Here is a 26,000-nt window from a genome sequence, read left to right on the forward strand (position 1 = left end):
GCATCCCCTTGTGGGAACCGTGGCCCGGATTAGTGTCAGGGCACGGCGTAAGGGGGATTTCGTTGATCGGGCAGAATATCGTCCATGGGGGACCCGACAAGGTCGGGTATCCTTTCTGTGGCCGGTGTTTGGCCACCATAAAACGACGGGCTATGCCCCGTCGGTTTGTAACAGCAACAGGAGTTGTGGCAGGAGATCATCAGGTTGGCCATTCGCCAGTTGGGGAAGCATAACCAACAATGTCAGTGCCTGAATAGCCAATATAACCCGCCGTGGAAGCTTGTAGGATCCTTGTTCATAGCTCTTATAGGTCCGAATAGTGACCCCTAACTTTTCCGCAACCTGTACCTGAGTCCACTTTAGAGCTGAGCGCCACTGTTTTAACCCTAACGATGGCATCACTACCTGATAAGTCGGCATGATCCCGAGCTCTTGTTTAGTGCACCCCGTCAGAGTTCGCAAACGATTTATTGCCTGATCGAAAGGCAATCTGGCCAACTCTGATAACATGGTTTGAAGTGATAAAATTTGCACACCTAGCTCAACCACTAATGGTGGCGTATATTGTTCATAAGTGCGATAGGTTCGCAGGGTTACGCCAAGTTGCTCCGCAGCATCCTCCTGACGCCACCGACTTCCGATGCGAATTGATCTAACCTCATCTCGCGTCCAAAATTGTCCAGATCGCCATAATCGCAAGTCGTAGCCAGTCATTTAATACGGCTCCTGTGTTCCATAAATTTAATGAATTTTAAGCAATTTTTGCACCTTTTTAGTAATGGAAAGGGAAATTTTTGCTTATTTTTCTACAATTCAAATGAGCTTATCCATCTTTTTACGAATATTTTCCAGTCCATCTGAGTTGGGTTCATCTTCCTTATGGACTGCCGCCTCATTAGGGGCAATGTCGACCGCCCCTAATGAGGCGATCACGTCGCGAATATCCGCCTGGCTGGGTTTCCATCCGGTAGTTTGAGTCAGCAAGTTGACCAGTTGATCAGCCGTCAACTGGCCATTAAACAGGGTGGCCAATAGCACCGGCAACCGAGGGTCGAGCTGATGCAGTGCTGCTGTCGTAATAACGGCATTACGCAAGAAATCCCCCCTTACCCGCTGTGATATGGACTCAACGACGTCCAACGCATGGCGATCAGCTTCACTATCCAGTTGCAGATAGCAGGTAAATTTCCGGCGGTTATCACTGCTTTTCTCGCTCACGTTCTGTTACCCCTTTAGCTTAAACAACGCCATTTCATTGACCAAGGCACATTGCGGATTGGGAACTAGCGTTATCCGTTCTGCAGGTAATTTCCAGGCATTTCGTATCGCTGATTCTATCAGTGGGGCGCCCCCACCGACCAGCCATACCCGGTTGACATGACGGAATCGGGCTAATTCATTCACAACACGGTCACCCAGGCGACTGATCGCTGTCTCAATCGTATCAATCACATTATCAACCCGCGAGCCGTCATTGATAACCTGAGATAAAAACTCCCGGTCGTGACGACGCTGGATAACCGTATCGGCTACGAATGCACTGGTATCACTCTCCGCGATACGTAATGCCGTTAAGGTAGCCTGCGTCACCAGTGAAACACCGATCATCGGGTTGCCATGGATTGCCGTTACGTCATCGAACTGGCCAACAATCACCCCTGCATCGAGCGTCGTACCGCCTAAATCAATGACAAGTGAGGTTTCAAGCGGCCCGACATTCTCACGGGCCAATGCAGAGAAAACAGCGGGTAATGATTCCGGCATCACTTCAACTGCCGAAATATCAAAGCATTGACCTTTATTCAGCACTACCGACCGTAAAAGATTCTCAATTTTACGTTGAATATTCACCGTGTTTTTCTGGCAGTCCTCGGTATAAAACTCACTGATAGGCAATGTTACTGTCAATTTAACCGCCTGGGGTTCCAAGCCGCTGTTGAGCAAAGCATGATGCACCGCCAACAAGTTGGTATCACTGTACTGATATTCAATATTAGTTGTGCTGATTGCCTGGTGACTAACGTCATCAAAGGTGTATTTCACGCCATCAACTTGATAGTTGAACGTGCGTCGGCTTCCCATGCCTTCGATTTTCCAACCGGGGCGAAAAGAGTTGGGGGAGAGGAAAGTGTTGAGGTTGTCATTATCAAACCAGGCCAGCTTTACATTAGTGGAGCCGTCGTCACAGCAAATATGTTTCATTTCAGTGCCCTTTTAAGTTACTCAATTTGAGTCTAATTATAGATGAGTGATGTTGGAAATCAATGCTTATTACTCGATATGCGTCAATTAATATACTCAAATAGAGTTTATTTGTATTATTGGTAGCGTAAAATTGCTTTCAATGCTACTCAGAATGAGTAACATTAATTATGCGTGCCCAGTATCCCCCTTGCCCTGATACCGTCTTGAACAAGGGGGAAAGGGCTAAATGCATGCCCTTATTCTGGCCATACGACTATTTATGGCATTCACTGACAACCGCCAGAAGTGCATTCGCCGTTGGCAACCCCTCAACATTTTTAATAATGAGTGATAACTCTGCGGCTAATTGACTGGCCATTATCGCGACGTGTTGTGTTGATTTTTTATTGTTGATGTAAAGCAGCAGTGAGCAAGCGGCATCAGGATGCGCACCCTTAACATAAATCTCAATGCCCGTTTCTGCCTGGAAATGATTCATCGCGCGAACAAGAACACGTTCTTCCCACAGACCAAAATCGGTGTACAGCCCCTGCCGATGCAACAATGCTCCCAGATGAAACAAATCAGCGATAAGATCACTGAATACCGACTCAACATCGATTTCATCGCATTGACTGTTATCCATAAAATTCAATAAAGCCCGGGCCGCTAACGTACTGCGGGCCAGGTTATCTTCTTCATCCGTTCTGTACGGGGTGCTCCCCGCTTCGGGCCCAATCAGGGCGACCAATGCATCTCTCAGTGTTGTAGTCATAAAACCCTCTCGTTTCGACTTTCTTCTGGTGTATACCCCTTTTGGCTTTTGCCGGCGCGGGGTGTCTGGCGCTGTGACATTAAGACCGAGACGGGGTATAAGCAGGCAGTGCAAGGGCGGCGTAGCCGGCGCCAGCGAACCCTTGCGCTGACTGCGCCCCGGCATAGCGTCTGTCACGGCGAAAGACTCACAGCGCTATTGCCAAAGTAAAGGGGATCACCAGAAAGGCCGGGCTTTAGCCTGGCTTTCCCAGACGCTGGCACATCAGTGCCAGCAGTGAGAGCGGCACGAGCGAAGCTCGTCGCAAGCGGGGGGTATATTGGTCAGTGCCGGCTCAACGCCGGTTCTGGCCAATAAAGGAAAATGGGCAGATTTGGGATGAAAAAAACCGCTCATCTGAGCGGTTTCTATTTGGCAGGATCAGGCGTGTGAGATACGCCGTCCCAACATTTCCATGATAGGACGCATTGGGGGTCGCTTATGTTTTTGAAGCGCTTCTCGTGCTTCCCAACGGTCATGAGCGGCTTGGAGGTTCAACCAAAATTCGGGCGTCGTCTCAAACAACTCAGAAAACAGCGTCGCTTCCTCTACAGTCAGACGACGACGGCCTTTGCACAAACGGTTAACCGTTGCGCGAGTCACCCCCATAATGTCGGCCAGTTCTTCCTGCCCAATGGCTAATGGGGTTAAAAACTCTTCCTGCAAAATTTCGCCTACCGTAGTAGGTTCGCGAGTCGTGGTATCAAGCATAAATCCCCCTGCTAGGTGTCTTGATGAGGATCGAGGTAGATGCTTTCAGCATATCCGTCTTTCCATTGAAACATTAACCGCCATTGAATATTGACTCTCATACTTGACCAGCCATCAAACTGCCCTGAGAGACGTTTGTAGTAATTACTGGTTGGAATAAACAAATCTCGCTCATTATGTGCGGCGGCCAACATATCGAGCTTCTTCGCTAACTGGCGCTCTATTGTTGCCGGTATCGCGCGATCTCGTTTACTTTCCATGTAGAACAGTTCTAGGTTTTTATCCCGAAAAGACTTAATCATTGTCTGTTCCGTCATTCCATTCCGTACATGCATTGTATCATTAAAAGTTACACAATGTAAAATATAAAGTTACTATTATCAATTACTCTAAATCAAAGTGATATATGACTTCTATATATCACTTTTGTATTTAAAGTATTAAGCGGCTTGTAGGCGGGAGAATATCGTCATTATCCGCTCAACGGCTTCAGCGTGTTTTAACTTCTCTTCCCACCCTCCCAGATACCAAAAAGGGGTGTAAAAAGTTCTATTCACTGTCAATGTGAGTGTATTACCAGTAATAACCTGAGCAGGGATACCCAGCAACGACAACTGGATGTAACACATATCAGCAACCATGCCATCAAGGTCTGTACAAACCATAAAAACTTGCTCTTGAGGGTTATACCCGTTTTCACGCATATACATCGCGGCGGCAATAGCCATCCCGCCAGCACCACAGGCCGGTTCATTGTACGTAATAAAGGGGCGTTTGGTTAAGTTCTGTACTGCGTCAGACATCGTTAACGCTGCCATCATTTTCGATAATGGATAAGGGGTAAAGAATTGCCCTAAGCTGGATGCACTAAACTCTAATTCCATATAGAGACTCCCCAGAAAATCACTCGGTTCTGCGTCTAGAGCACCAATTACGCACATTAGCAATTGAGATAACTGACTCATATTCTCTTTGCCTAAGCGTTTTTCAATGACAAAGTATTCTTGCTCTAACTCATCAGACTTTAAAAAAGCATTCTGAATAGCGATAGCCCCTGCATGAACAAAATCACGAAACACCTCAAAGCGATGATGATGGGGGGCCAGGTGTTTAAAAATAGAGACAAACTCCTTGCGATACTGAGCTGCTGACACACCAGGGCGCCGGTTCGACGGATCAAACAGGTTTTGAAGTGGTGAACGTGAGAACAGGTGGCCTAAATTTAATGAGTTGCCCGGTATTTCGGCGTTATGAATCTTCATCTGGTGTATTCCCCTTTGCTGTTAATCGCGAGTTTTCTGTTTCTCGCGCCGTAAAGCGTCAGGGCCTCTGCCAGATAAGCGTGATTGCAAGTGCGTCTGCAAAGCCGCAGCGCAACGACCGCAGGGAGTGAGAACGGATGTAGTAGACGGCGATAGCGCACACTTGTTGTCATGCCTGGCGGTGGAACTGTTTAGCGGGGCGGGAGAATAAGAAAATGCGTAAACGGAGAATTGCAGGAATAGCCGGAAGTTAATTTGTTCTGAAATTATTATGTTAGGTCTAAGACCTGATGTGACGTAGTTCTCTTGCTTGCTATTGAGATAGTTCTGGTTATTATTACTGTATGCATAAACAGTAATAATGAGCCACACAATGAAAATTCAATTCCTATCCTCAGCGGGCATCGATTTACCAACTTCAACTATTCCATTATTTGCCGATCACTGTGTGGCCGGATTTCCCTCTCCAGCCCAGGACCATATTGAGCAATCCTTAGATCTAAACGATTACTGCGTGCCTCATCCTGTGTCTACGTTCTATTTGATTGCACAGGGGGAATCGATGGTTCAAGCGGGCATCCTTTCTGGCGATCTTCTTGTGGTCGACAAATCTCTTCAAGCAGAACATGGCGATATTGTTATCGCTGCTTTAGATGGAGAATTTACCGTTAAACAACTTTGCACCCGCCCTACTCTGTGTTTAATGCCAATGAATCCAGCCTACAGCCCGATTTATGTCGAACCAGATCAACTGGAGATTTTTGGCGTTGTAACTTATGCCATCCACCGGACAAAGTAATGTACCTATTGTGTGATGCTAATGCGTTTTATTGCGCATGTGAGCAACTTTTCAGGCCCGACCTGAAAGGCAAGCCGGTAATTGTCCTTACAAATAATGATGGTGCCTGCGCGGCCTTGAATAAAGAAGCAAAGTTCCTGGGAATTAAGCGAGGCCAGCCCTACTTTGAAATAAAAAATATAATTAAAAAACATAATGTTACTGTTTTCAGTTCCAATTATGCCTTGTATGGGAATATATCTAACCGAGTCATGACGTTACTAGAAAGTATGGCGCCGAAACTGACAATTTATTCAATCGATGAAGCGGTGATGAATATTCAAGGGATGGAATCTGTCATGCCACTAGAAGTATTTGGTCGCCTGGTACAACAGCGTGTTTTAAAGGAGATAGGGTTAAATACCGGCATTGGCGTTGCTCAAACGCTAACTTTAATGAAGCTGGCCAACTATGCTGCTAAGAAATGGCCAGCAACACAAGGTGTGGTTGTGTTAACTGACCGAGAACGCCAAAGAAAGTTAATGGCTCTTGTACCCGTAGGTGATGTATGGGGCGTAGGGAGAAAAATATCCGCTCGTCTTAATAGTATGGGAATTAAGACCGCCCTGCAGCTGGCCGACAGCAATTTGCAATTGATACGCAAAACATTTGGCGTTGTCTTGGAACGAACCTGCAGAGAACTGAATGGGATTGACTGTATTTCAATAGAAAACCTGTCAGCAAAAGAGCAGATCATCGTTAGCCGTTCGTTTGGTGAGCGAGTTACACAATTGCAAGATATGCGTCAGGCTGTCTTTCAGTATGCTGAGCGTGCAGCTGAGAAGTTGCGTCAGGAACACCAATATTGTAGGCAAATTAGTGTTTTTATACGTTGCAGCCCCTACTCTCCTGAACCGTATTACGGAAATAATGCTAATCAAACTCTGCTGTTGGCTACACAAGACACTCGCGATATCGTTGCCGCCGCCATGCGCGGTTTAGATACGATATGGAAAGAGGGGTATCGATATCAAAAGGCGGGAATTATATTAAACGATTTTTGTAGCCGTCCTGGGCAAATAGACATGTTTGACGATTCGCATCCCAAAGCCAACAGTGAGCAGTTGATGAAAGCTATCGACCGTATTAACCAAACGGGTCTGGGAAGGATTTGGTTTGCGGGGCAAGGGATAGAAAAAGTATGGAAAATGAGGCGAGAAATGCTCTCCCCTGCTTATACTACTCGCTGGAGAGATTTGCCAAAAGCCCGACTATAAGTTTGATTGAGGCTATCTCATCATTAAATCATGATTTAATGATTTAATGATTATTTATATATCACATATGAAACTCATCAAGCATAACCAAATTTCTGCGTCGTTTACGTCCGAACATACGCCGCATTGGACCACTTAAATCTTGTTCTGACCAACCATACGGATACTTCCAATCGCCTTTTGGGATATTAAGTGTGCAAATACGTTCTACTTCCGTATTCAGCTTACTACCGCGAAAACCGTATTGAGATAAATACCTGCGTACTTTGGTACGTGGAAATTTAGGGTCACTTACAGGGCCTCTTACAAAGGTTCTCATATCCTGATAAATCGTCGTTGTTGTATTACAACTAGATGTCCTTGATAAACACAACATGTTTACTAGAGTTTCGTTCTGCATCTGCCACCCTCAAAAACATGAAAAAATGAATTAATGAAAGCATGATTTCATTAATTCATTTTTTGTCTATACATATCATAACCAGCCAAAAGCATATCCGTCATAGATATACCTTGCTCCGCAGCATAAGCTTTCATTTCTTTATGCTTACTAACGGGCACCTTTATTTGAATTGGTTTTACATGAGTATCTGGCAATGCCCCTTTACCTGTCACATCCAATGTAGGTTCGTTTAAAGAAGGTGGGGCTAGCTTGATGCTGGTTTTTGGCGTTTTCATTGCAGTACCTATATTTGTCATGAAACAATTAAATCATTAATACATGATATCATGAATTAATGATATCATGTATTTCTTCCACCATGCCTTTTGCTGTGGCATTTAATGATTTAAATGGTGTTTCAAATAATGCTCTTCCTGCATCGAGCGCACTACCATAGCCCGCTTTGAAAGGTATTACGGTATTTAATACCCTGAATCCCCAAGCTCGGATAGTCTCTTGAGCTTTAACCCCCTCAGCATCCGAAGGTGATTTAGCAACAGAAAATACTATTTTCTCAAGCGCTATTCCCTTTTTCACCAATTCTCGAGCAAGTTCCAAGGACGGTTCAAGATCATCAATAGTCGTCCCCGTTGAGACAATAACAAGATCGGACTCCATAGCTACATCAAGAGATGTGGACTCTGCTGCGGGACGTCCATCGATGATGACAAGATGGAATTGATCTTGAAATTTAACCGCAGTATCTACTCTGCGATAAAGAGCGCAGTCTATTGTACTCAATCCGGCATCTTCACGACGCTTGCACCACTTGAATGATGTTTGCTGTTTTTCATCGATATCAGCCAGGTGCGTTTTCCAACCAGCATCAGTAAATCCCACCGCCAACGTTCTTGCCGTTGCGCTTTTAGAACCACCACCTTTTTGGCCCACACAAGAAATCATCATGATATCATCCTTTCATTATTTCATGTTTTACTGCGAGTTATAATGACATGGCACTAGAACAAATGAAAGCACCAAAGCATGCTATCATGATTTAATGTTATCATTACTTGCATGTCATTGTTTTTTAAAATAGATATAAGCTAAGAAATAAATCATGAAATCATCATTTCATGAAATCATTTTTCTTTATCAATTCTAAAATAGCTCGAATGCGGAGCGCTGGCTATGAAAATATGAAGACTATGTAAAATAGTAATGTGGAGAGAATTGGATTATTTTGCGGGAAATGCTACATCACCACTAAATAATGATATCATTCTTTCATGATATCATTCGGGTGCGAATTCAAACGAAATGAAGTAGGCGAGGGCGGTTTACGCTTGATGTAGCAGTAAAACCTGTTCTGCAAACTCATCATCTAAGATATAGAAGTAGCATTCCGGTACATTTAGCACCCGAGCTATTGCACATGCGGTTAAAAATGTAGGTGTATAGGTTCCGTTTTCATATTGTGAAATACGTGACCGAGCGGTGGATTCATCGATACCAGCCAATACCCCTAGTTGTTCCTGGGTAAGTTTGGCATGTAACCGAGCAGATTTCAGTCTAATAGGAACCATAGCAAGTCGTCATAGAAACATTGACGACATGTTTAGCATCACTTAACATCCAAGTTGTTTAGTATCCCTAAACATAATGTGTTAACTAGCAAAAAAGCAACTCCAGGGAAAAGCCGGTCATTGACCGGCTGCCTGCTTATAACTTCTAAGTTTGCAGATATTCAAAGGTGCTTTAATACACCGAAGAAATGCTTTTCAAAAACCTTTTCTCCCTCATTAGGCCACCTTGGAGGATCGGTATAAAGATGTCCTAAACGTCGCATCCCTGCATGTTGTCCAGCTTTTCTTTCGGCATACTCATCATCCGAATAACCCATGGTTTCAATAATGAGGTTACGCGCTTCTCCCGCATCAGGCGAGGTAGCTGTCACGATGAAATCAGGTAGGACAAATCCCTGTCCACTTTCAAGATTCACTTCCAAATCGAATAAAGGTTTCTTTAGGCTTAATTCATGTGGCGCAAAATTCTTTAGTTTGTATATCCATTCGCACGCGGTCTGAATAGAACGTATAGTTTGCCGCTCGAGTTCGCTGTCAACAGGGAGAGGGCATCCCCAACTGAACATTGCATGAGCATAACCCTCACTGCAAATCACGGCCCCGTCCATACCTCGTTTGAACATCAGGACAACCCAATATGGGCCTCTATTACTCTCCTGACTTTCCCCATTGATACTCACTTGTTTCGCCGGTGTAAACGTTATTTCAGTATACGGTCCAGTGTACTTCACTGATTCACGGCAGACATCGTCGGACATGAATATTTGATAAAAGACTCTTTCTTTATCCTTTGGCCAAGGTTGTTCACTGCGCTCCAAATGTCGCATGAGATCTTCTTGCCTCGCCTGATTCAACCACGGTTCGAAACGCACAAAGTCCGACAACATATTGTCTCGCCCAACGTATACTGTCCGTTCAGCAATTCCCCTCAGAGCATCAAGGTGTTGACGTGAAGGTATATTAGCGGGGGGCCAAACTGGTGACAGTTGGTTAAGTTCAACCTCTTCAATTAGCGTAAATAGCAGGCGGGCGATAGCTGGAACTCGTTTTCTACGGGTCTTATCCGCTAAAGGAGGGGAATTTCCGCTTGGTAGACTTATGCGGGCATCTCGTTCCATCTTCGGCAAAAACTTACGGTAATCTATCGCTTTGCACCCTGCAGTACGCCGCGTACCACCGCCTGACAAATCATCTGTACTACTATGAATACGAAACAGCGGGCATTTATTGTCATGAGGGGAACTGAAACTGTTGAAATATAGAGTTTGTGTATCGGAACGGAGGTTTGCACTATTCATTGGCACATTATCTCCTGATCCGCAATCGCATTTGAACCAGAGCTCATGCTGACGCATTTCAAGTAGGACCTTTTCTGCCAGCTTCTTTTCTGTTAAGGAACGAACATTTCGAAAACCGCAAACCTGGTGAATAGCTGCTCTTTCTTCTTCGGTCAGTATTCGATAAAAGCCACCACGCGGAGCTTTCTTTCTGACAAGTTGCATCTATCCTCCTTAGTCTTCCTCGTTGATTTGAACTTGGACTGGTAGGCCAGCGTTAAAACAGTCCTGATAGAGAGAACCTACACTAATTGCATCTCCGCGTAAGCGAACCCTTTTACCTTCAGCTTGAACTAATAGCAGGTACGGGGCCCCCTCAAACGGTATGACATAGCTTGCACGCAAGACTGAATATACTTGCCCATTTAATATAACGGGTAGGGGGTCTGTAACAGTTTTATTCGGCGTATTTTGAGACAGTACAAAGTATGTCTTACGCTTTTGCCTTTCGAGTTCAGCCTGCCTTTCGTTTGCGTAAAGTAGTCCGGCGTATTCCAAACCATCATGTGTTAGTTCGACAGCCAGCTGCAAATTCGAGGCTCGTAAAGTACGAACCATCCCAGCTTTAGCTAATCGATGGCATGCACCACGGAGATTGGGACCATATACTGGCTTGTTATCACTAAGAGCTAGCAATTTCTCAAGATCTTTTGTGGGAACTGGACCAGGCTTCCTTTCGTCAAGCGCAGCCAATAATATCAAGATGCTCTTTTGCAACGCTGACAAGCGACGAACAGGTGAATGTTCGATATTCAAGATCATAAACATCACCATGTGATTTAAGTTAACTATAATTTAATCATATCAAGAATGATTTAAAAAATATATTTACAAATCAAACCATAGATGATTAAGCCAAACCAACTGCTATTAATAATAAATATGATTTAAATCGATAACTACTTAATCATTCACTTTCATATGTAAAGCTAATATGACATTTATGTATGCCTAAATATTACAATTCATTTGAATAGTAACTATAGATAAAGTAAATGTTGTTATTACTTCTTCACCGCAAACTCTTTTATTTTGATAGCGGATGATTTTTATGAAGAGCAATCATTGAACGTAAGGTCAGGTACGAAACTACCTTATGTCCGTAAAAGGATTCGCTTACTTTCGTACGCATGGCAAGGATGCTGTCCGAAACTATCTTTTTTCGGATCTTCCGCCAAATCCTAGATAAGTGAGACTGGCAGCCAGATGATACTTCAGTAAAGCATAAAGATAGTGGTTACTATTAGATTTACACGTATAGCAAAATGCTATACGATAGCTATAATCATATAGAATAACGGAAATGAAGAATGGCTCAGCTGAATACGCGCGTTAAAGATGAATCAAAAGAAAAGGCGGAACCGGTTCTGGCTGCTGCCGGTTATACCTTCAGCAGCTATTTCTCAGCGCTGACGGATTACATAGCCGAAACCGGCAGTCTTCCAGTTCAGATCCGTTATAAACCGGCGGCGGTGAACCCGGAGGAGATTTTTTCAGAAGCCCTGCTGCGCTTTAAAACGGTCTGGGGCCGCCTGAAAAGCTTTACAGAGTCATTACATGCGGAGCAGCAGTTGCCACACGGAATGGTAATGACTGCCATGCAAGACATTGAGGACGCTTACCGTTTTTACCGCACTAATGAAGATCTCATACTGTCAGCACCCGGACAGCGTACGGGATCGCCTGTCGAAGGTTACCAGCATTTTCCAGCAAGCCTGGACGCCATTAACCAGCTGTACGCCACTCTGCGCCTTATCGTAAGCAATCTTACAAGCCTTACGGTTATTACAGCTGAACATCTGGAATTGTCTAAGCAGCAAATCAATGAAGCCGCGGAAAGCATTAACAAACTGCAGACGTTTACCGGTAATGGCGTGTCTTCAGACGCTCTTAACCAGATGATTATCCGAGACGCCGAGGAAGCTATTAATTGTGCAAAGCAGGCACTCAACTGCGACGACCAAGGCCAAGGCATCCCTCTGTATGCATTCTCCATGTGGCATGAGCGTTATGTGAAACTTCTCGACAGTGTACGTTCCATGCAGCGTCGCGCAGGTGCCACTGAGGCCACCCCTGCGCTCACAGCGCTATGCGAACAGCTTGCGGAAATTGAAATTTATATCGATAAACTTTCGCAGCTAAGAAACGGGAAACTTAATGGGGGTGTTCTGACTGAAGAGGGGATAACGGAGGTTGCAGAAGAACATCTCCGCACATTCAGGCTCCGCGCCGGGGATATGATGCAGGTTGTCACCCGTACAGAGTGAAGGCATGCGGGGTCCTGAACGCAAAAACCCCGGCTTCAGCCGGGGTCAAAATCTGCGGTCTTTGTGAAAGGTCATACACCCGAAGGCCATTGGTTCCTTACACCAACCTGATGTGAAGCCTACAAGCTGCGCATCAGGTTGTCAAGCATAAGCTGGCATACTGAGCATTCAGTACTAGGCCAGAAAAGGAAAAAACATGCCGGATAGCGTCGCTTATCAGCCTGACCTCATGGCCAGGATTTTCACGTCGAAAAGAATGTTCAGCTATGAAAGAGTCTTTGGAAAATTAACCGATAGGGAACTAGTAGGAATTTATGTTTGGAACCAGGCGCTAGGCGGAGAGCTTTACCCACTATTGAGCGCGGCTGAAATTACCCTGCGAAACGCCATCGATGTTGCATTTATCAGCTTCGCTGGCAAGTGGTGGTGGAAGAGGATCCAGTATAAAAGCTATGCATCCACGCCGGGCCATAAGCCGCCTTTTGAGATCAGGGCGCTGAAAGATAATTTTGCCAGCGCCGCAAGCTACGTCAGGAAAGAGAAATTCAGGCGATATCACCGGCAAAATCATCATCCCAGCCATGAGGAAACCGTGGCCAGCACCGAGTTCTCAACTTGGGAATTTGCTATGAGTGACGAACTACTGGGACCAAGTCTGTTCTGGAATACCATGATTACTCAAGTGTTCAAAGGAGCATGGCCCTCCCAGAGTGCGGCTACAACACTTCTGACGGCACGGGATCTGGTCAAAACGATACGTGAATACCGCAACCGCGTGGCACATAACGAGCCTCTTTGGAAAGCCTACCGGGTTAAGACTCCGCAGGATGCGATAGCGTATATTGGTACTAAGATTGACGCCGCCGAACAGCTGATTGCGTTACTTTCCCCAGAGAAACATGACCTGCTGACCAAGCATAAGCTATTTAGTAATGCCCGGAGAATGAACTCCCTACCTGAAATTAGCCGCTTCCAGAACTCACGTGAAACGCTGTGGCTAGGATCATTTGGCGACGTCAAAGCAGCTTTGTCCCACGCACAAAGCTGCAACGGTATTTTTTCCTGCAAGCTGGGCCCGACCGGAGGATGTTTCCTTATCGTTCCTCAGTAATCAGGATGCACTTTATGAGATCATCACTGACAGTAAAGTATACCCTAATGTCATAGATGAAATTAGGGGCATTTCCCCATTGGATCATCATCTATCTGTCATGTACATTATGATCATCACCTAAACGTCACTTGTGGGTAAAAAATGTACATTCACGGCTATCTCCGCGCCTCAACCAAAGAACAAGATGCGCTACGGGCAAAAAATCGCATGAAAGCCTTTGTGGAAGAGAAAGGTTTTCGGATGGCCAGTTGGTACACCGAGAATGTGTCCGGGGCGTCACTCCAGCGGCCAGAACTGTTACGGCTGCTCGATGATGCGGCACCTGGTGATATTATTCTTATCGAACAGGTCGACCGACTCTCCCGACTGGATGAAGATGGATGGCAGAAACTAAAACATCTTATCCAGGAAAAAAGACTGGTCGTTGTTAGCCTGGATTTACCCACAAGTCACATGGCACTAACTCCGAATGCACCTGATGAATTCACTCTTGCCATGCTGAAAGCCATCAATGGCATGATGTTGGATATGTTGGCCGCTATCGCACGTAAAGATTACAGCGATCGACGTCGGCGCCAGGAAGAGGGGATAACCAAAGCCAAAGCGGCGGGGAAATTTAAGGGACGACAAGCAGATCGCCTTTTGCATGAGAAAATAATAGAGCTGCGCATCAAAAATGGCCAAAGTATCAGGGATACAGCAAGGCTCACTGGTGTATCTGAAAGAACAGTTATACGGATCGTCAACAAAGCAAAAATGGCTATTGAAGAAAGCAACGAAAATAAATAGGTGATCGGTCACGGCGGGTTTTGGGAGTTTTCGCTATATGGGGGAAAAGCCAAGTAAAAAAGGGTGGCAATCGGAGCGTAACGCGCCCGAGACGCTCCGATTGCCTGCCTCTGGCGGTATGCAAGCCACTGAGACATAACGCATTATAGCAGACATTCAGGGCGGGAATAGGGGAGGTTGGGCCATTTGGCACTCCAGGGGTAAAGCCAACTGAAAAGAGGGGGATGAGATATCATATAAATAGCACTTTTTGCACAATGCAACCATTGTTAGCTGTGCTATAATTTACCTCACAGGATTACATTCATATTTCTTTACTTTGTAGTGTTTATAATATACTATAAAAACAATAGAAGAAAGCAAATGCACAAATTCTTCCAATAACACTTCCTGTTCCTTTCCAAGAATTGTTATACATCCCAGTTGATAGCCCTCCCACTTTAAGAATGAATCATTCTTTTTGGCGGCGAACTATTATCTGAATTTGGCAAGATGGCCCCTTACCCGAAAAAGGAGAAGCAAATGAACAGTATTATATAAAGTATTATCGGCAGTTCTATCTAAAAACAAGAAATCTATGACGCTTCAATATTATGGCGGCGGGTTCTCTTTGTCATTTTTTTAATCACTACACAGTGAGTTGCAATTATGAAAATAATTTATTCAAACAAAAACTTTCATTTATCTAAACAAGAGGAATTCATAGCTAATGCCATATTATATCTCTGTACTCAATGGTCTTGTCTCTACCATCAAAGATACTGCGGTTTTATTTTCAATTACTATCAGCGACGTAGTAAACGTTTTAGGTCATATATGTTCGTATGGGAGTAATATAAAAACAACTTACCAAGAAGAGAGGTATTGGACTACGTGCTTACTACTATTGGTAATGTGCTTTTACTTAGTTTGTATTGCTGTGGGGTTTTTCTATGTACTACCAGTATGGAAAGGTTGGCTAATAGCGAAATGTGGATTTTCTCCACTACTAGCCAGTGTTGTTTCAAAAAGGTTATTACACACTTTATGTAAACACATTTTATCTATCCGTAATCTAATCAAGTAATTAGATTAGCAGGTGAGAGCTGCAACTTTCACCTGCGCTTATATTATAACCAATCTACCCGCTCAGTGCAATCATTGTGCAGGGCGGGGGGATTGGCCTAGTGGGAGCGAAGTTGCAAAATGCGACATCTGACTAAATAGTTAGCGTCAACGGCTCTAGGAAAATACACTTTCGCGGCCCTTGTACAGCTATGGCCGCGGTAGATATAACAGTGAACTTAACTAATATACCTCAAGACTACGGCCCATAAATATCGACGGTTCCGGCTTATGCTCTCCTTAGAGAATTTTAACAGAAACTTACGTTTTGGGATTGTAAGCCAGATATTTCGTCACCTAACTCGCTGGTATATTTAGGTAACGAAATGCCAGAAATGGGCAGAATTACCTCACTGCCCAGAAAGATTTAATTTTCTGGGCAGTGAGGGTAACAACAAATGCAACAATGATAACAGCGGCAACGACAAGGGAGAATATCGAAACCTCACGAAACAAAAAGGCAAAGCCCGTCACAATCATATCTATGATGCTGCTCATCGACTGCCAATCATTGAAGGATGGCGGGTTTAGAACGGCACTTATAAAAAGTTTAACTGTATCCATACTGGCCTCCAATAAAAGTATTTTTTTATTAGTATACAAAATATACTTAACGTAGGTTTTCGCACCATTGGACCTCAAACCCCTAAAACGACATACCAAAATCCGCTGTGAGGCAACACCTTATGATCCGACATTCGCCAGTTACTGGAGTTCACGTAAGGAAAATAGGGACAAAAGCCGAAACAGCTGGCATATGTCGCTGGAAACCGCGTTATGAGAAGTTTGCCGGGTAACAATAATTGCCTTTGAGAGGCTTGAGCGGAGTGCGGTGAAAGTCGCACGCTCCGTTCTTAGGAGAGCACTGTCAGGTAACTGGCTGTGCTTATCCGACACTTCTAAATCAGCGTAGAAATAGTTAAAAAGACCCCCTGGGCGCTTAGATAATAGCGCCCTAGTTAATTATTCCAATACCCCCAGTTTTGTTCCCAAAGCCTCGGTAGTTTCTAACTTTTGTTCCATTTCCTCAATCAGCTGCAGCGTTAGCTTTACCAGATCTAGAGTCAGCTGTTCCGCTGCCGTAAAATTCAATTTGAGAATATTGAGCTGCCCTTTAGTTAACTGGCTCTGTATCTGTGCTTTTTCAAAACCATCGTATGGCTTGTTATCTTTGAGGATTTGTGTGATACGCCGCAGGATAACCTTATCAATACCAGGGTACTTTGGATTATCAAATATATGGGGATGGCTTTTTATAAAAGGCTCCCAGGAGAAGAGAATGTCATACCTGTGCGCATAAGTATGTTGTTTAGGTCGATAATGCCACACCCCAATAAAAGGGATATTCTCATTTAAGCACCGCTGGAAATGTTGCTGTAAATCCTGAGCTACAGCCCGTCCCTCATACAGTAGATAGTAATCCGAAGGCCTTAGGGATGGCACTGTAATGCGCGGTGGTAGGGCAGTCAAAACAGTATGAGTAGTCTTACCCAGCCACATGTCCCGTATTTGATCACGAACAGGAGGTATTGTTATACAGAACCAGTAAAGCGGGATGTATACCGCTATTGGAGGATCGAGCTCATTTCCATTTTCTGGAATATGAGGTAAAAAAGTATCTAGGATTTCATTAATACGTGGGTTATCTCTAAACTTTTCAAGCCAGCTAAGAAAGGGCCGTGTAACTACCTGGCATAAACATCCCCAGCTTGTACCATATTTGTACAATGACCAACCAGGCTCTCTCGCATAGTGTAATTGCACGTATGCAACCAGGCATTGTACGAATGCATCATGCGTGCGGGTTTTTATCGTAAATCTTTTACGCGGTTTGATTAGTAAATCAATAAACAACGTGGACATAGAAACCTGGCAATCTAAATTCATGGCTAAACCCATAATCCTACGTCATTTTTTTTGGAATAGCACTTTGCCTGCCTGTAAAACCAGTGTTAAACCCGATCCATCGTTCATGATTGATCGAATACTGATCAATACGGCTATGCCGTATGCAGGCGACAACAATGTAAAAGATAAACGCTATTGGTAAGGGTCGCCGGTGACCCGCGTAGCGGTTCCAGGCTTTCATAATCCCGTTACCTCCCCCATCCTGCTAGACCTATCTTTTTGAGGCTTGAGCTGTGCGAGAGCCGTTTAACCAATCTTACAGCAATGAATTAGTTTAACGGTCGGAGACAAAAGAAAGAACTAGCGACTGAAACTGATCGGTAGGATTAATCCTAGTTAATAACTTATGGTTATGCGAAGTTCTTTTGCCCGGCTTTAGCCGGGAGCTACTTATTATTGTTTTTTTTCTATATTGCCAATGTGTAATTTGCCCTGAGCAAAGCGAGGGGAGCTACTTTGGAGAGCAGGCTTTAGCCGCTCGAAAAGTACTCCTCTTTTTAGAGGCTTATTTTGTTCAGTAATAACGTTCGAAATTAATGATATTTATCTAACAGGTTACGAAATTAAGTACATCCATTCGAAGTTAATAGTACAAATATTCACCGTAATAAGAATTGCGTGACTGTCGATCATAAATTCGGGTGGATAATGAAAAATAGTCCGTTGAGTCGAGGTTAAATAACACTCAATCTCAGGGGTTCGGCCAACACAAAAACCGCGCAGCGCACGGTAGGGTTCGGGATGGGGTCATCTTGGGGCTAGATTATGCCTGCTCGCTCAAGCAACAGGCGGTAGTAAGTTTCCGGGTCACTGTGGCTCAGTCCGGGTTGCTCTTTCTGTAAGGCCTGTTCTTGCATCACGACGTCTAATCTCGTGACTTTTGAACTGGTTGACCATTTTACATACGCATCATAATACGGAGTTTTGCGTTTATGCTTCGCTTTGGCCAGACTGCGGATATTTTGCTGTGTCTGGTCCAGAATAAGATCGAGACGCTGGGTATTATCACGCTCTATTTCAGCCAGTCGTCCTTCTAATAGAGCCACTTTTTCTTGCTTCTCTTTTGCCAGGTCAGGGCTGACAACCCAACGTTTGATTTGTTTCAAGCGATTCCGTAGAGAGGGTTTGTCATTTAGATCAATACCAATACGCTCAACACGCAGCAGGTGCCGTTCATACTTTTTACGTAAACTTTCAGTCAACCCGTTTTTAATCGCCCAGGTTTTGAACTGGCCAAGCCAATGACGGATCTCTTCAACGGCGATCCCCCGTGAAATGAAGAATTTTTCGGTCAGCCATAACCGCAACGGTTTATTCTGGCCACTGTCAGTATCTTTACCGTGTAGAACAATCACGTACCCGAGCTGTTCCTGTACTGACAAGGCATGTAATGGGCTGTCATAGGCTTTGCGGCCGTTATCATAAACGTGCAACATCCCCATCGCGGCCGCTATTTGCTCAAACGGAGCCATGATTTCAAACGGGTAGTCACTGTCTGGGTTGTAATCGCAATTGGCAGCCAGAGCCATTGACAACGCGGTCAATGCCTCACAGCTTTCAGAACGTGCCGAGATACGCATTGCCTTTGGCGTGAAGTAAGGGTCATTACGCTTGGTATATGGCACATAACCTTCCCGCCGCAGTTCAATGAGATCATGATTGCGGTGCCAGTTATGGCTTTGCATACGCGCCACAACTTTAGCCGCCATGCCTCGAGGCACAGAGCAACACAACTGGGGTGTATAACGCCGATGAACTTTAGATTGTCCACGTCGCAAAGCGTTCGATTCGCCGCGCCGTGTACGTTTTAGAGGATCAGGATGTACCTGAATTGCCTGTTGGCTTTGACTATTCACCCCATCCTACACAGATGGCGGATGGGTATTGTTTTCTAGATTGCATGAGTTATAATCTCTCACAGGCCAGCGCCTGCTTTGTGACCCCCTGATATCCTTCGTCCCGCCAAGTTCGAGAGGATTTCGGGGGGTTTTTGCATTTAAGGCCCGATAAATCTGGTGCCTCTAACCCCGGACATTTAAGGATATGCCCCATCCTGTAACAGAACGACGTTATAAAACATCGCCCTTACTCATTCTTCTATAGCTGCTCAGATGCTTATGCCACTAAGAACCCCCAGCAAAACATGCGTAAATACTACCGGATTTTGGCCGGCTTGCAACAATTGGATCTCTGGTGATCTCTTTTTGTGCCGAATGCCACCATTTACGTATCCTATCTCACCGCACAATTATTTTGTATCCCCCCCAGCAACACAACAAACAAAATCCGCAAAAAAACCATTCCTTAAACATAGTTAGCCTGAAAAGAAAACAAGAACATATCGATTACTCAATTTTTTAGCCCGCCATCGATCAATATTTAACCACTCAGCAAAGGAACTATGGGAGTCAAATATTCTGATTATTTAGTTTTAAAGATCAATTGATCTACAAAAAGGATCTTTCCCAGATCTTTTGATCAAAAAGCAGGGGTAAATAGTTATTTATCACTGTTTGATGCGTTTATATCAGGATATATGATCGTTAAAAATTAATTTACAACAGATTGGATTGAAAATACCATTCAACACCATACTTAAGTACAGGTTCAAACGGTTTGCAAGTCCGCCAACTTACACCCGCCAAAAACCCGTATATTTGCTTTAGCCCGGACTGTGCCTGGTAGCTTCCTACCGGCACCTCTCTGCCCTTGGTTGTCGGGTACAGTCCAGGCTAAAGCGCATGTTAGGAGAACCGCGATGCACTTTTTCACTATCGCTCGTCTTTGTCAGTTGAATCCACTGGGTTCGATTTTGGCGGAGCATACTCATTACATTGCGCTTTTTCATTATTCTTCCGCTCATCACCGGGGAACATCATGGAACGCTGGTATCTCGCTTGCCATAAAGCAGGAAAAGATAACGTCTTCAAAGCCCAGATGACCCTGGAGCGCATTAATGTCATGGCTTTTAGTCCAATAATGCGCACTTATCGTCCTCGGGCCGACCGTCCGGGCCAAAACCGACAAGTCATTGAGCAGTTATTTCCTGGTTATATCTTTATTTGTTTCGATCCCGAAATTCATCACTCATCTAAAATCGAAACCTCTCCAGGCATCAGCCATCTGGTACGTTTTGCGGGCGAAATCGCGCCTATCCGCGAAACAGTCGTGGACAGTGTGATGCGGTTGCCGGTTTGTGTGCAGGCATTTTCAAGCATTCATCCCGGAAAACGTCAGTGGGATAAGAATCAGATTCCACTCAATAACGTGCAACGCCAGCAGATCCAGTCGTTGGTTGATGAAAAGGATGGCGAAGTACGCAGCGCCCTCTTCTTCGCTTTTATCGAGGCAATCCGCTAGCTACTAATGAGTTTGTTGTATTTGATTTCAGTATTTCTCTGCTTAATCGGAGGATAGATGTCAAAACAAGTCCAAGATGTTCCCCCTGTCATTGAATGGCAATCTGATGATTTTGTTCTACAAGCTTTTACCTTCGAAAATGATGTTCGTAGTCCGGGTAACAAAACACACGACACCGGTAAAGATTATCTCCCACAATATATTTCCCATTTGAACTCTTGTAGGCCTCGCCGGCATTCCTACCCCCAGTAGCACCCTCAGTCTCCACTGACCTCTTGACCACCCGTAATGTCGGGTGGTCTTTTTTTCCTGCATACGCCACCGCGTAACCGAGGTGACTTGAATGTCTCTACGCAAAACATATTCCCTGGGTGTTCAGCATGACCAAATGCTGACAGAACAGGCCGTAAACTTGACCGGAAGACTCGACCAGCCCATTGCTTGTCGCCATGTCCTTTACGCCATTCTGGACCTGGCTTACCAAATCGACAGCGCTGAACTGGCTCAGAAAGTCCTCGATATAGCCAACGAACCCCGTCGAACACGCGGCTCCAGGAATAAACGCCAATGAAAATGCTCATCCCCATGGCATTAGCGCCGATGGTGTTGAGCGGCTGTGCCCTGACGACTCACAAGCCCCCCGCAACGCCGGCACAACAATTAGTTACCACGCTGATACAAGAACAGCGCCCTCTTATTCAGCAAGCTCAGGCTGAACTGGCGTTAGTCAGCAATGTCCGATTAAAACCTAAGAATCCGTTGCCGGTTGTGCCACAAAAAGCAAACAAACCGGTATTAAATGCGGCCAATAAATCACAATCATCTATGCTGGCGGGCCAGAAGATTGCTGGATTACACGCTGTTAGTTTTACTGATGGAAGACCGGACACTCCAGCGCTGGCGGGCGCGGGTCAAGCTCAGACACTGAGGCAGGCAGTTACACGAATAGCGCCAGTAGGTTGGCAACAAAGTTATGGCCCAGGTATTATGCCCGATGTGCGGCGACCACTAGAGTGGCGCGGTAATGATCAGTGGCCGTATGTACTGAATAGTTTGCTTACGCCGGAAAAACTAAAACCATCAATCGACTGGCCAAATCGAAGGGTTTCTGTTTCTACGTTATCCACGACAGTCCCACTTGTACCCAAAGCCACCGCGATCACAACAACTACCGCACCATCCCTTAAAACTGAAGTAGTCAATAAAAGCAATCCATTCACTGGAAAATCTGTTCCAGAGAAGAAAACCCAAACAATACTTTCTGCAAAAATATCCACGCCTGGTGAGAAAGAAGCACGGCGTATCTGGATTATGGTGCCGGGTAGCACCCTCAAAGACTCAATTTTGACATGGTCTGCCGAAGAGAAATGTTCACTTCCAAACGTTAAACACTGGACTGTGGAGTGGTTAACTTCTGTGAATTACCGTATCGATGCTCCGCTGGTGTTCCATGGAACATTTATGGATGCACTGAACGGTGCTTTTAGCCTTTATCTGAATGCTTCGGTGCCGCTGTATGCAGGAACTCGGAGTCAGCAGTGTCAGGTAACCGTCAGTGACGAGGTGCCAAAATGACGCACTGGATGATGGTGTTTATGGCCGGTCTGTTGACATTAACGCTCGTCCCGCCCCGGCACACTGAAATGAATGCGTTGTCTACTCAAACCACCGAGGCGCAGGCACAAGCTGTGGCAACGGTAAGTTATATCAACCAGATAAACGACACGCTCTACACTCACCCACAGAACGATGGCGTGGTTGATATCGCAAAACCAGTATTCCCTCTCGGCCCTGTCAATAACCTCCGAACCCAAGGAAAAACATGGGTTTATCAACCTGACCATCCTGGACTCATGAATGCATTAATCAATGCATCACTGAGTTCATCGCTTGTAGGTCGAGTCTACAACCGGCAGCTGTTTGATCATACGGGACTCAGCACAGGACTCATGGCTCCCACATCAATTCCAGATGGGTCAATCGTCTACATCAATTAATGGAGAACACATGTTGCTACAACCAAGGGTAAAACTTGCCCCTATTTTTGCCTGCCTGTTACTGACAGGCTGCCCAAGTCTGGACCGCATTAATACTCAGATCAGTGATACTGAAAATACTCAGAAAATCGTTACTGGCAAGATTGAGGACATGCGAAAGGGCAAGGTCGTTCAAGAGCTGACATCGCAATGGATTAATACAACCCCCATCACCGGAAAAGGCAGCGAAAAAAGCCAACTCCCTTCGTGCGCACCAACATTTAGTCGTGCCGGTGACGTTAGCCTTGCAGAGATTGGTGCCTTCATTTCTACAACCTGCCGAATTCCGCTATTTATCACACCGGATGCCCAAGGGGTCGGTAGCTCAGGGGGAACAACGACTCAGGCAATGAGCGGTTCTATTCCCCCGCCTGATCCGACTACGGGCATGATCCCGTTGCCACAATTAGGTTCAATGTCAGGCCCCTCTGCTACACCGATGACTACGACCAGTAACACTTTGCATGGTGTTTTCTGGCAAGGTGGGCTAGATGGCTTCCTGGATAACATCACTACCCGCCTTGGGCTATCGTGGCGTTATGAGCAGGGTAAAATAACTATTTTTTACATTGATACACGCACGTTTCCTGTCAATTTCATGGATAACATGACGGTCTTTTCTTCCACAACAGTCAGCGGAACAACAACCAGCAACGGCAGTTCAGGAGGGACCACGTCTACCGGCGGTATTTCTGGCGATAACAACACATCACAATCGACCGAAACGAAGATTAAAACCAGTTTATATGACGATATCAAAACCACGGTAACCGCTATGCTGACGCCGAAAGTGGGTCGTATGAATCTTTCTGCTGGCATGTTAACGGTAAGCGATACACCTCAAGTACTTGAGGCTGTCGGTCGTTATATCGCTGACCGTAATAAACAGCTTAACCGGCAAGTGGTCTTTAATGTTCAGGTTTACAGTGTCGAAGCCCGTAATCAGGAAAACCTGGGGTTCGATTTGACCGGCGTATTTAACAGCGGCAGCGTCAAAGGCATGCTAACAGGTTCATTTGCGAATGCGGCCGAGAATGCGATGAGTGGAGGGGTTACCCTACTGGATGGAAAAGGGAAAGGGTCTGCGGCATTTATTAAAGCACTGTCTGAAAAAACCAACACCAGTATCGTGACTCAAGCCTCTGCCATGACCACGAATATGTCACCAGTACCTTTACAAATGGCATTACAGCAAGACTTTGTCGCTGGAATTACGACATCTCAGACTGCCAATGTAGGCAGTTCTACTGATATCCAGCGAGCCACCATTACCACTGGTTTTAATATGGTGGCGATGCCTTACATGATGCCGGAAAGCGACCAGATGCAACTGCAATTTTCTATAAGCATCTCAGATGATCCGACGTTCCGCACCGTCAAACAAGGTGATGCGCAATCAGAGCTTTCCCGAACACACCTTAAAACCTCCACTTACCGCGTTATTCTCCGTTCTGGCAATACCATGCTGCTGACTGCCTTTGATCAGGGCAACAACACGGCATCCAAACAGGGCGTTGGATCAACCTCATTCTGGGGATTAGGTGGCGGCGGAAACGCGGAGAAAAGTCGCAATATGTTACTCATTCTGGTGACAGCTAACATTGTGGGATAAATAAATGGACGATTCGTTACACATATTAAACGGTGCCACCCGCCTCCCTCTTCCCCCCGACCAGAATTGGCTGGCTGCATTAAGGTGGGAAATAGCGCCCACACAGAGTAAGTCCGAGTTACGGCGCAGAGCCACCCAAGAGGGGGCAACACACTTTCTCGCTACATCTTTTTCTGAGAGCGAGTTATTGGCGTGTTGGGTACAAGTGCCAAAAAGTGAAAAGAAAGCGCCTATCAGTGCCGCCCTGGCTGTAGCTCATCAACTCAGTGATGATTGCTACGCGGTGTTTGAACTACAAAGTGATATCTATTGGTTTGTGGCCAGCTGTAAAGGCCAACTCTCCGTTCTGAGTGACAAGGTGGGCAACAAAGAAAGTATGCTAGCCGCTATCACTTTTTTCTTGTCTATGAATAAGAGCACCCATAAATGGCATGTTATTGCGCCTGTGGGTTTTTTTGAGGATAGGGAGGCTAACCCAACGCCTCTGATTGACTTCACTCTCTCGTCCAGTGTTAACAAACTCTACAACATCCCTTCGATGTCCCTGCGTCGTCCAGTGCAAAGGTATTCACTGATTGCGCTAGCCGTAGTAGGTGTCATCGTAGGAACACATATCTATCAAGGGTGGAAAGAAGATAAAGCATTGCAGATTGCAAAACTGCAACTCAAAGAAAACATTCAGGCACAAAAACCCGTATTACCCCCCTGGCCTTCTCTGCCAGATGCTCCCGCCATTATTCGTGGTAATGGTGAATATCTAATTCCTCTGTCCGTCGCCGGATGGATGCTTGAAAGTAAAACCTACACCCGCCAGAGCGATATCGCTCTTATCTATCGTCGGACCGGTAACGCCAGCGTTGCTGATTTTAGACGACGGGCACAAGAGTTGTTTGGCGAACACCAGGTTGCTTTCAATATTCCTGGAGGGGCAGATCAAGCGACAATCACGTTGCCCATATCGGTGTTAGCTGGTTCAGGACAGCAAAAACTAATCGGTCTGACAGAAGCTATGCTAATACTGACCACATTTGCCCAGCGGCAAAATGCACAGTTGCAGCTCGACCCCCAACCGAATACACGATTAATCGACGGAGAGAACATCACGCTACCTTGGCGGGAAGTCCGTTTTACGTTAATCCTCCCGATATCGCCTGACATCTATATCGATTCATTACCGATGCCTGGGTTACGCATAGCCCGTATTCGCACAGTACGTGAGGGTGTTCGCCTAAGCTACACACTCGAAGGAACTCTTTATGCCAATCCATAACCGTGTACTTCTTATTTTTCCGCTGCTATTTGCTCTGGCCATAACGGCACATGCAGATACCGAAATTCCAACTCAGCAAATACCCCCGGAAGAAAGCACTGAATAGACCCGGGTTTCGTAGACACTTTTTTGCCTCATAATGGAGGCTCAATGAAGGAGTGTTTATGTCAGCCAAAAATTTCACTGAAGAATTCAAAATTGAAGCCGTA

General features: G+C 45.4%; 25 protein-coding genes. 10 read left to right on the top strand and 15 right to left on the bottom strand.

Annotated elements, in window-relative coordinates:
• Positions 1–150: 150 nt before the first annotated feature.
• From DBA33_RS15625 to DBA33_RS15655, 7 genes are all read right to left on the bottom strand, one after another.
• Positions 151–714 carry a helix-turn-helix transcriptional regulator gene (locus DBA33_RS15625; RefSeq protein ID WP_120806767.1) on the bottom strand — a complete coding sequence of 188 codons (564 nt, stop codon included), beginning with the start codon at positions 712–714 and terminating at the stop codon, positions 151–153.
• Between the two features lie 99 nt (positions 715–813).
• Positions 814–1,218 (bottom strand): plasmid partitioning/stability family protein, encoded by a 405-nt coding sequence (locus DBA33_RS15630; protein ID WP_120806768.1) that lies wholly within the window; start codon positions 1,216–1,218, stop codon positions 814–816.
• A gap of 6 nt (positions 1,219–1,224) precedes the next feature.
• On the bottom strand, positions 1,225–2,202 hold the full coding sequence (gene parM / locus DBA33_RS15635) for a plasmid segregation protein ParM domain-containing protein (protein ID WP_120806769.1): 978 nt from the start codon (positions 2,200–2,202) through the stop codon (positions 1,225–1,227).
• Positions 2,203–2,458: 256 nt separating this feature from the next.
• On the bottom strand, positions 2,459–2,959 hold the full coding sequence (locus tag DBA33_RS15640) for a hypothetical protein (RefSeq protein ID WP_120806770.1): 501 nt from the start codon (positions 2,957–2,959) through the stop codon (positions 2,459–2,461).
• Positions 2,960–3,379: 420 nt separating this feature from the next.
• Entirely contained in the window at positions 3,380–3,709 is a 330-nt protein-coding gene (locus DBA33_RS15645; protein WP_049615233.1) for a HigA family addiction module antitoxin, read from the bottom strand.
• A gap of 11 nt (positions 3,710–3,720) precedes the next feature.
• Positions 3,721–4,011 (bottom strand): type II toxin-antitoxin system RelE/ParE family toxin, encoded by a 291-nt coding sequence (locus DBA33_RS15650; RefSeq protein ID WP_049615238.1) that lies wholly within the window; start codon positions 4,009–4,011, stop codon positions 3,721–3,723.
• A gap of 138 nt (positions 4,012–4,149) precedes the next feature.
• On the bottom strand, positions 4,150–4,971 hold the full coding sequence (locus tag DBA33_RS15655; protein ID WP_120806771.1) for an N-6 DNA methylase: 822 nt from the start codon (positions 4,969–4,971) through the stop codon (positions 4,150–4,152).
• Positions 4,972–5,344: 373 nt separating this feature from the next.
• Between DBA33_RS15655 and umuD the strand changes: the two genes are divergently transcribed.
• Positions 5,345–5,770: a translesion error-prone DNA polymerase V autoproteolytic subunit gene (umuD, locus tag DBA33_RS15660; protein WP_120806772.1), complete on the top strand. Its 426-nt coding sequence runs from the start codon at positions 5,345–5,347 to the stop codon at positions 5,768–5,770.
• Positions 5,770–7,026 carry a translesion error-prone DNA polymerase V subunit UmuC gene (gene umuC / locus DBA33_RS15665; RefSeq protein WP_120806773.1) on the top strand — a complete coding sequence of 419 codons (1,257 nt, stop codon included), beginning with the start codon at positions 5,770–5,772 and terminating at the stop codon, positions 7,024–7,026. Before umuD ends, umuC begins: the two co-directional genes overlap by 1 nt.
• A 450-nt stretch (positions 7,027–7,476) precedes the next feature.
• On the opposite strand, the gene DBA33_RS15670 is transcribed toward umuC, so the two are convergent.
• The 5 genes from DBA33_RS15670 to DBA33_RS15690 form a co-directional block, all read right to left on the bottom strand.
• A complete protein-coding gene (locus DBA33_RS15670) occupies positions 7,477–7,704 on the bottom strand; it encodes a hypothetical protein (protein WP_120806774.1) in 228 nt (75 codons plus the stop codon).
• Positions 7,705–7,753: 49 nt separating this feature from the next.
• Positions 7,754–8,374, bottom strand: a complete 621-nt coding sequence (locus tag DBA33_RS15675) for a ParA family protein (protein ID WP_240442713.1) — start codon at positions 8,372–8,374, stop codon at positions 7,754–7,756.
• 374 nt (positions 8,375–8,748) lie between these two features.
• On the bottom strand, positions 8,749–8,994 hold the full coding sequence (locus DBA33_RS15680; protein WP_120806775.1) for a helix-turn-helix transcriptional regulator: 246 nt from the start codon (positions 8,992–8,994) through the stop codon (positions 8,749–8,751).
• A gap of 161 nt (positions 8,995–9,155) precedes the next feature.
• Positions 9,156–10,496, bottom strand: coding sequence for a hypothetical protein (locus tag DBA33_RS15685; RefSeq protein WP_120806776.1), 1,341 nt, complete (start codon positions 10,494–10,496; stop codon positions 9,156–9,158).
• A 9-nt stretch (positions 10,497–10,505) separates the two neighbouring features.
• Positions 10,506–11,093, bottom strand: coding sequence for a hypothetical protein (locus tag DBA33_RS15690; protein WP_120806777.1), 588 nt, complete (start codon positions 11,091–11,093; stop codon positions 10,506–10,508).
• 548 nt (positions 11,094–11,641) lie between these two features.
• Between DBA33_RS15690 and DBA33_RS15695 the strand changes: the two genes are divergently transcribed.
• The 3 genes from DBA33_RS15695 (at position 11,642) to DBA33_RS15705 (ending at position 14,501) form a co-directional block, all read left to right on the top strand.
• Positions 11,642–12,598, top strand: a complete 957-nt coding sequence (locus tag DBA33_RS15695) for a type II toxin-antitoxin system RelB/DinJ family antitoxin (protein WP_120806778.1) — start codon at positions 11,642–11,644, stop codon at positions 12,596–12,598.
• A 196-nt stretch (positions 12,599–12,794) separates the two neighbouring features.
• Positions 12,795–13,709 (top strand): Abi family protein, encoded by a 915-nt coding sequence (locus tag DBA33_RS15700; protein ID WP_120806779.1) that lies wholly within the window; start codon positions 12,795–12,797, stop codon positions 13,707–13,709.
• A gap of 144 nt (positions 13,710–13,853) precedes the next feature.
• A complete protein-coding gene (locus DBA33_RS15705; protein WP_120806780.1) occupies positions 13,854–14,501 on the top strand; it encodes a recombinase family protein in 648 nt (215 codons plus the stop codon).
• A gap of 1,449 nt (positions 14,502–15,950) precedes the next feature.
• On the opposite strand, the gene DBA33_RS15710 is transcribed toward DBA33_RS15705, so the two are convergent.
• The 3 genes from DBA33_RS15710 to DBA33_RS15720 form a co-directional block, all read right to left on the bottom strand.
• Positions 15,951–16,169 (bottom strand): hypothetical protein, encoded by a 219-nt coding sequence (locus tag DBA33_RS15710; RefSeq protein WP_120806781.1) that lies wholly within the window; start codon positions 16,167–16,169, stop codon positions 15,951–15,953.
• Between the two features lie 399 nt (positions 16,170–16,568).
• Complete coding sequence (locus DBA33_RS15715) at positions 16,569–17,468, bottom strand: hypothetical protein (RefSeq protein ID WP_139127572.1); 900 nt, start codon at positions 17,466–17,468, stop codon at positions 16,569–16,571.
• Between the two features lie 803 nt (positions 17,469–18,271).
• A complete protein-coding gene (locus tag DBA33_RS15720; RefSeq protein ID WP_230596536.1) occupies positions 18,272–19,369 on the bottom strand; it encodes a Replication protein in 1,098 nt (365 codons plus the stop codon).
• Between the two features lie 1,021 nt (positions 19,370–20,390).
• Here DBA33_RS15720 and DBA33_RS15725 point away from each other — a divergent pair.
• The 5 genes from DBA33_RS15725 to pilO2 all read left to right on the top strand — a co-directional run bounded on the left by DBA33_RS15725 (position 20,391) and on the right by pilO2 (position 25,791).
• Positions 20,391–20,873, top strand: coding sequence for a transcription termination/antitermination NusG family protein (locus tag DBA33_RS15725; protein WP_120806783.1), 483 nt, complete (start codon positions 20,391–20,393; stop codon positions 20,871–20,873).
• A 567-nt stretch (positions 20,874–21,440) separates the two neighbouring features.
• Entirely contained in the window at positions 21,441–22,448 is a 1,008-nt protein-coding gene (locus tag DBA33_RS15735) for a TcpQ domain-containing protein (RefSeq protein ID WP_120806785.1), read from the top strand.
• The gene (gene pilM, locus DBA33_RS15740; protein WP_120806786.1) at positions 22,445–22,870 is read left to right on the top strand and encodes a type IV pilus biogenesis protein PilM; all 426 of its coding nucleotides are present in this window, start codon (positions 22,445–22,447) and stop codon (positions 22,868–22,870) included. Before DBA33_RS15735 ends, pilM begins: the two co-directional genes overlap by 4 nt.
• A 10-nt stretch (positions 22,871–22,880) precedes the next feature.
• Positions 22,881–24,521, top strand: coding sequence for a PilN family type IVB pilus formation outer membrane protein (locus DBA33_RS15745; protein WP_120806787.1), 1,641 nt, complete (start codon positions 22,881–22,883; stop codon positions 24,519–24,521).
• 4 nt (positions 24,522–24,525) lie between these two features.
• Complete coding sequence (gene pilO2 / locus DBA33_RS15750; RefSeq protein ID WP_120806788.1) at positions 24,526–25,791, top strand: type 4b pilus protein PilO2; 1,266 nt, start codon at positions 24,526–24,528, stop codon at positions 25,789–25,791.
• The last annotated feature ends 209 nt before the right edge of the window (positions 25,792–26,000 follow it).

This window comes from Yersinia sp. IP36721 (assembly GCF_003634395.1).
Classification (GTDB): Bacteria; Pseudomonadota; Gammaproteobacteria; order Enterobacterales; family Enterobacteriaceae; genus Yersinia; species Yersinia entomophaga.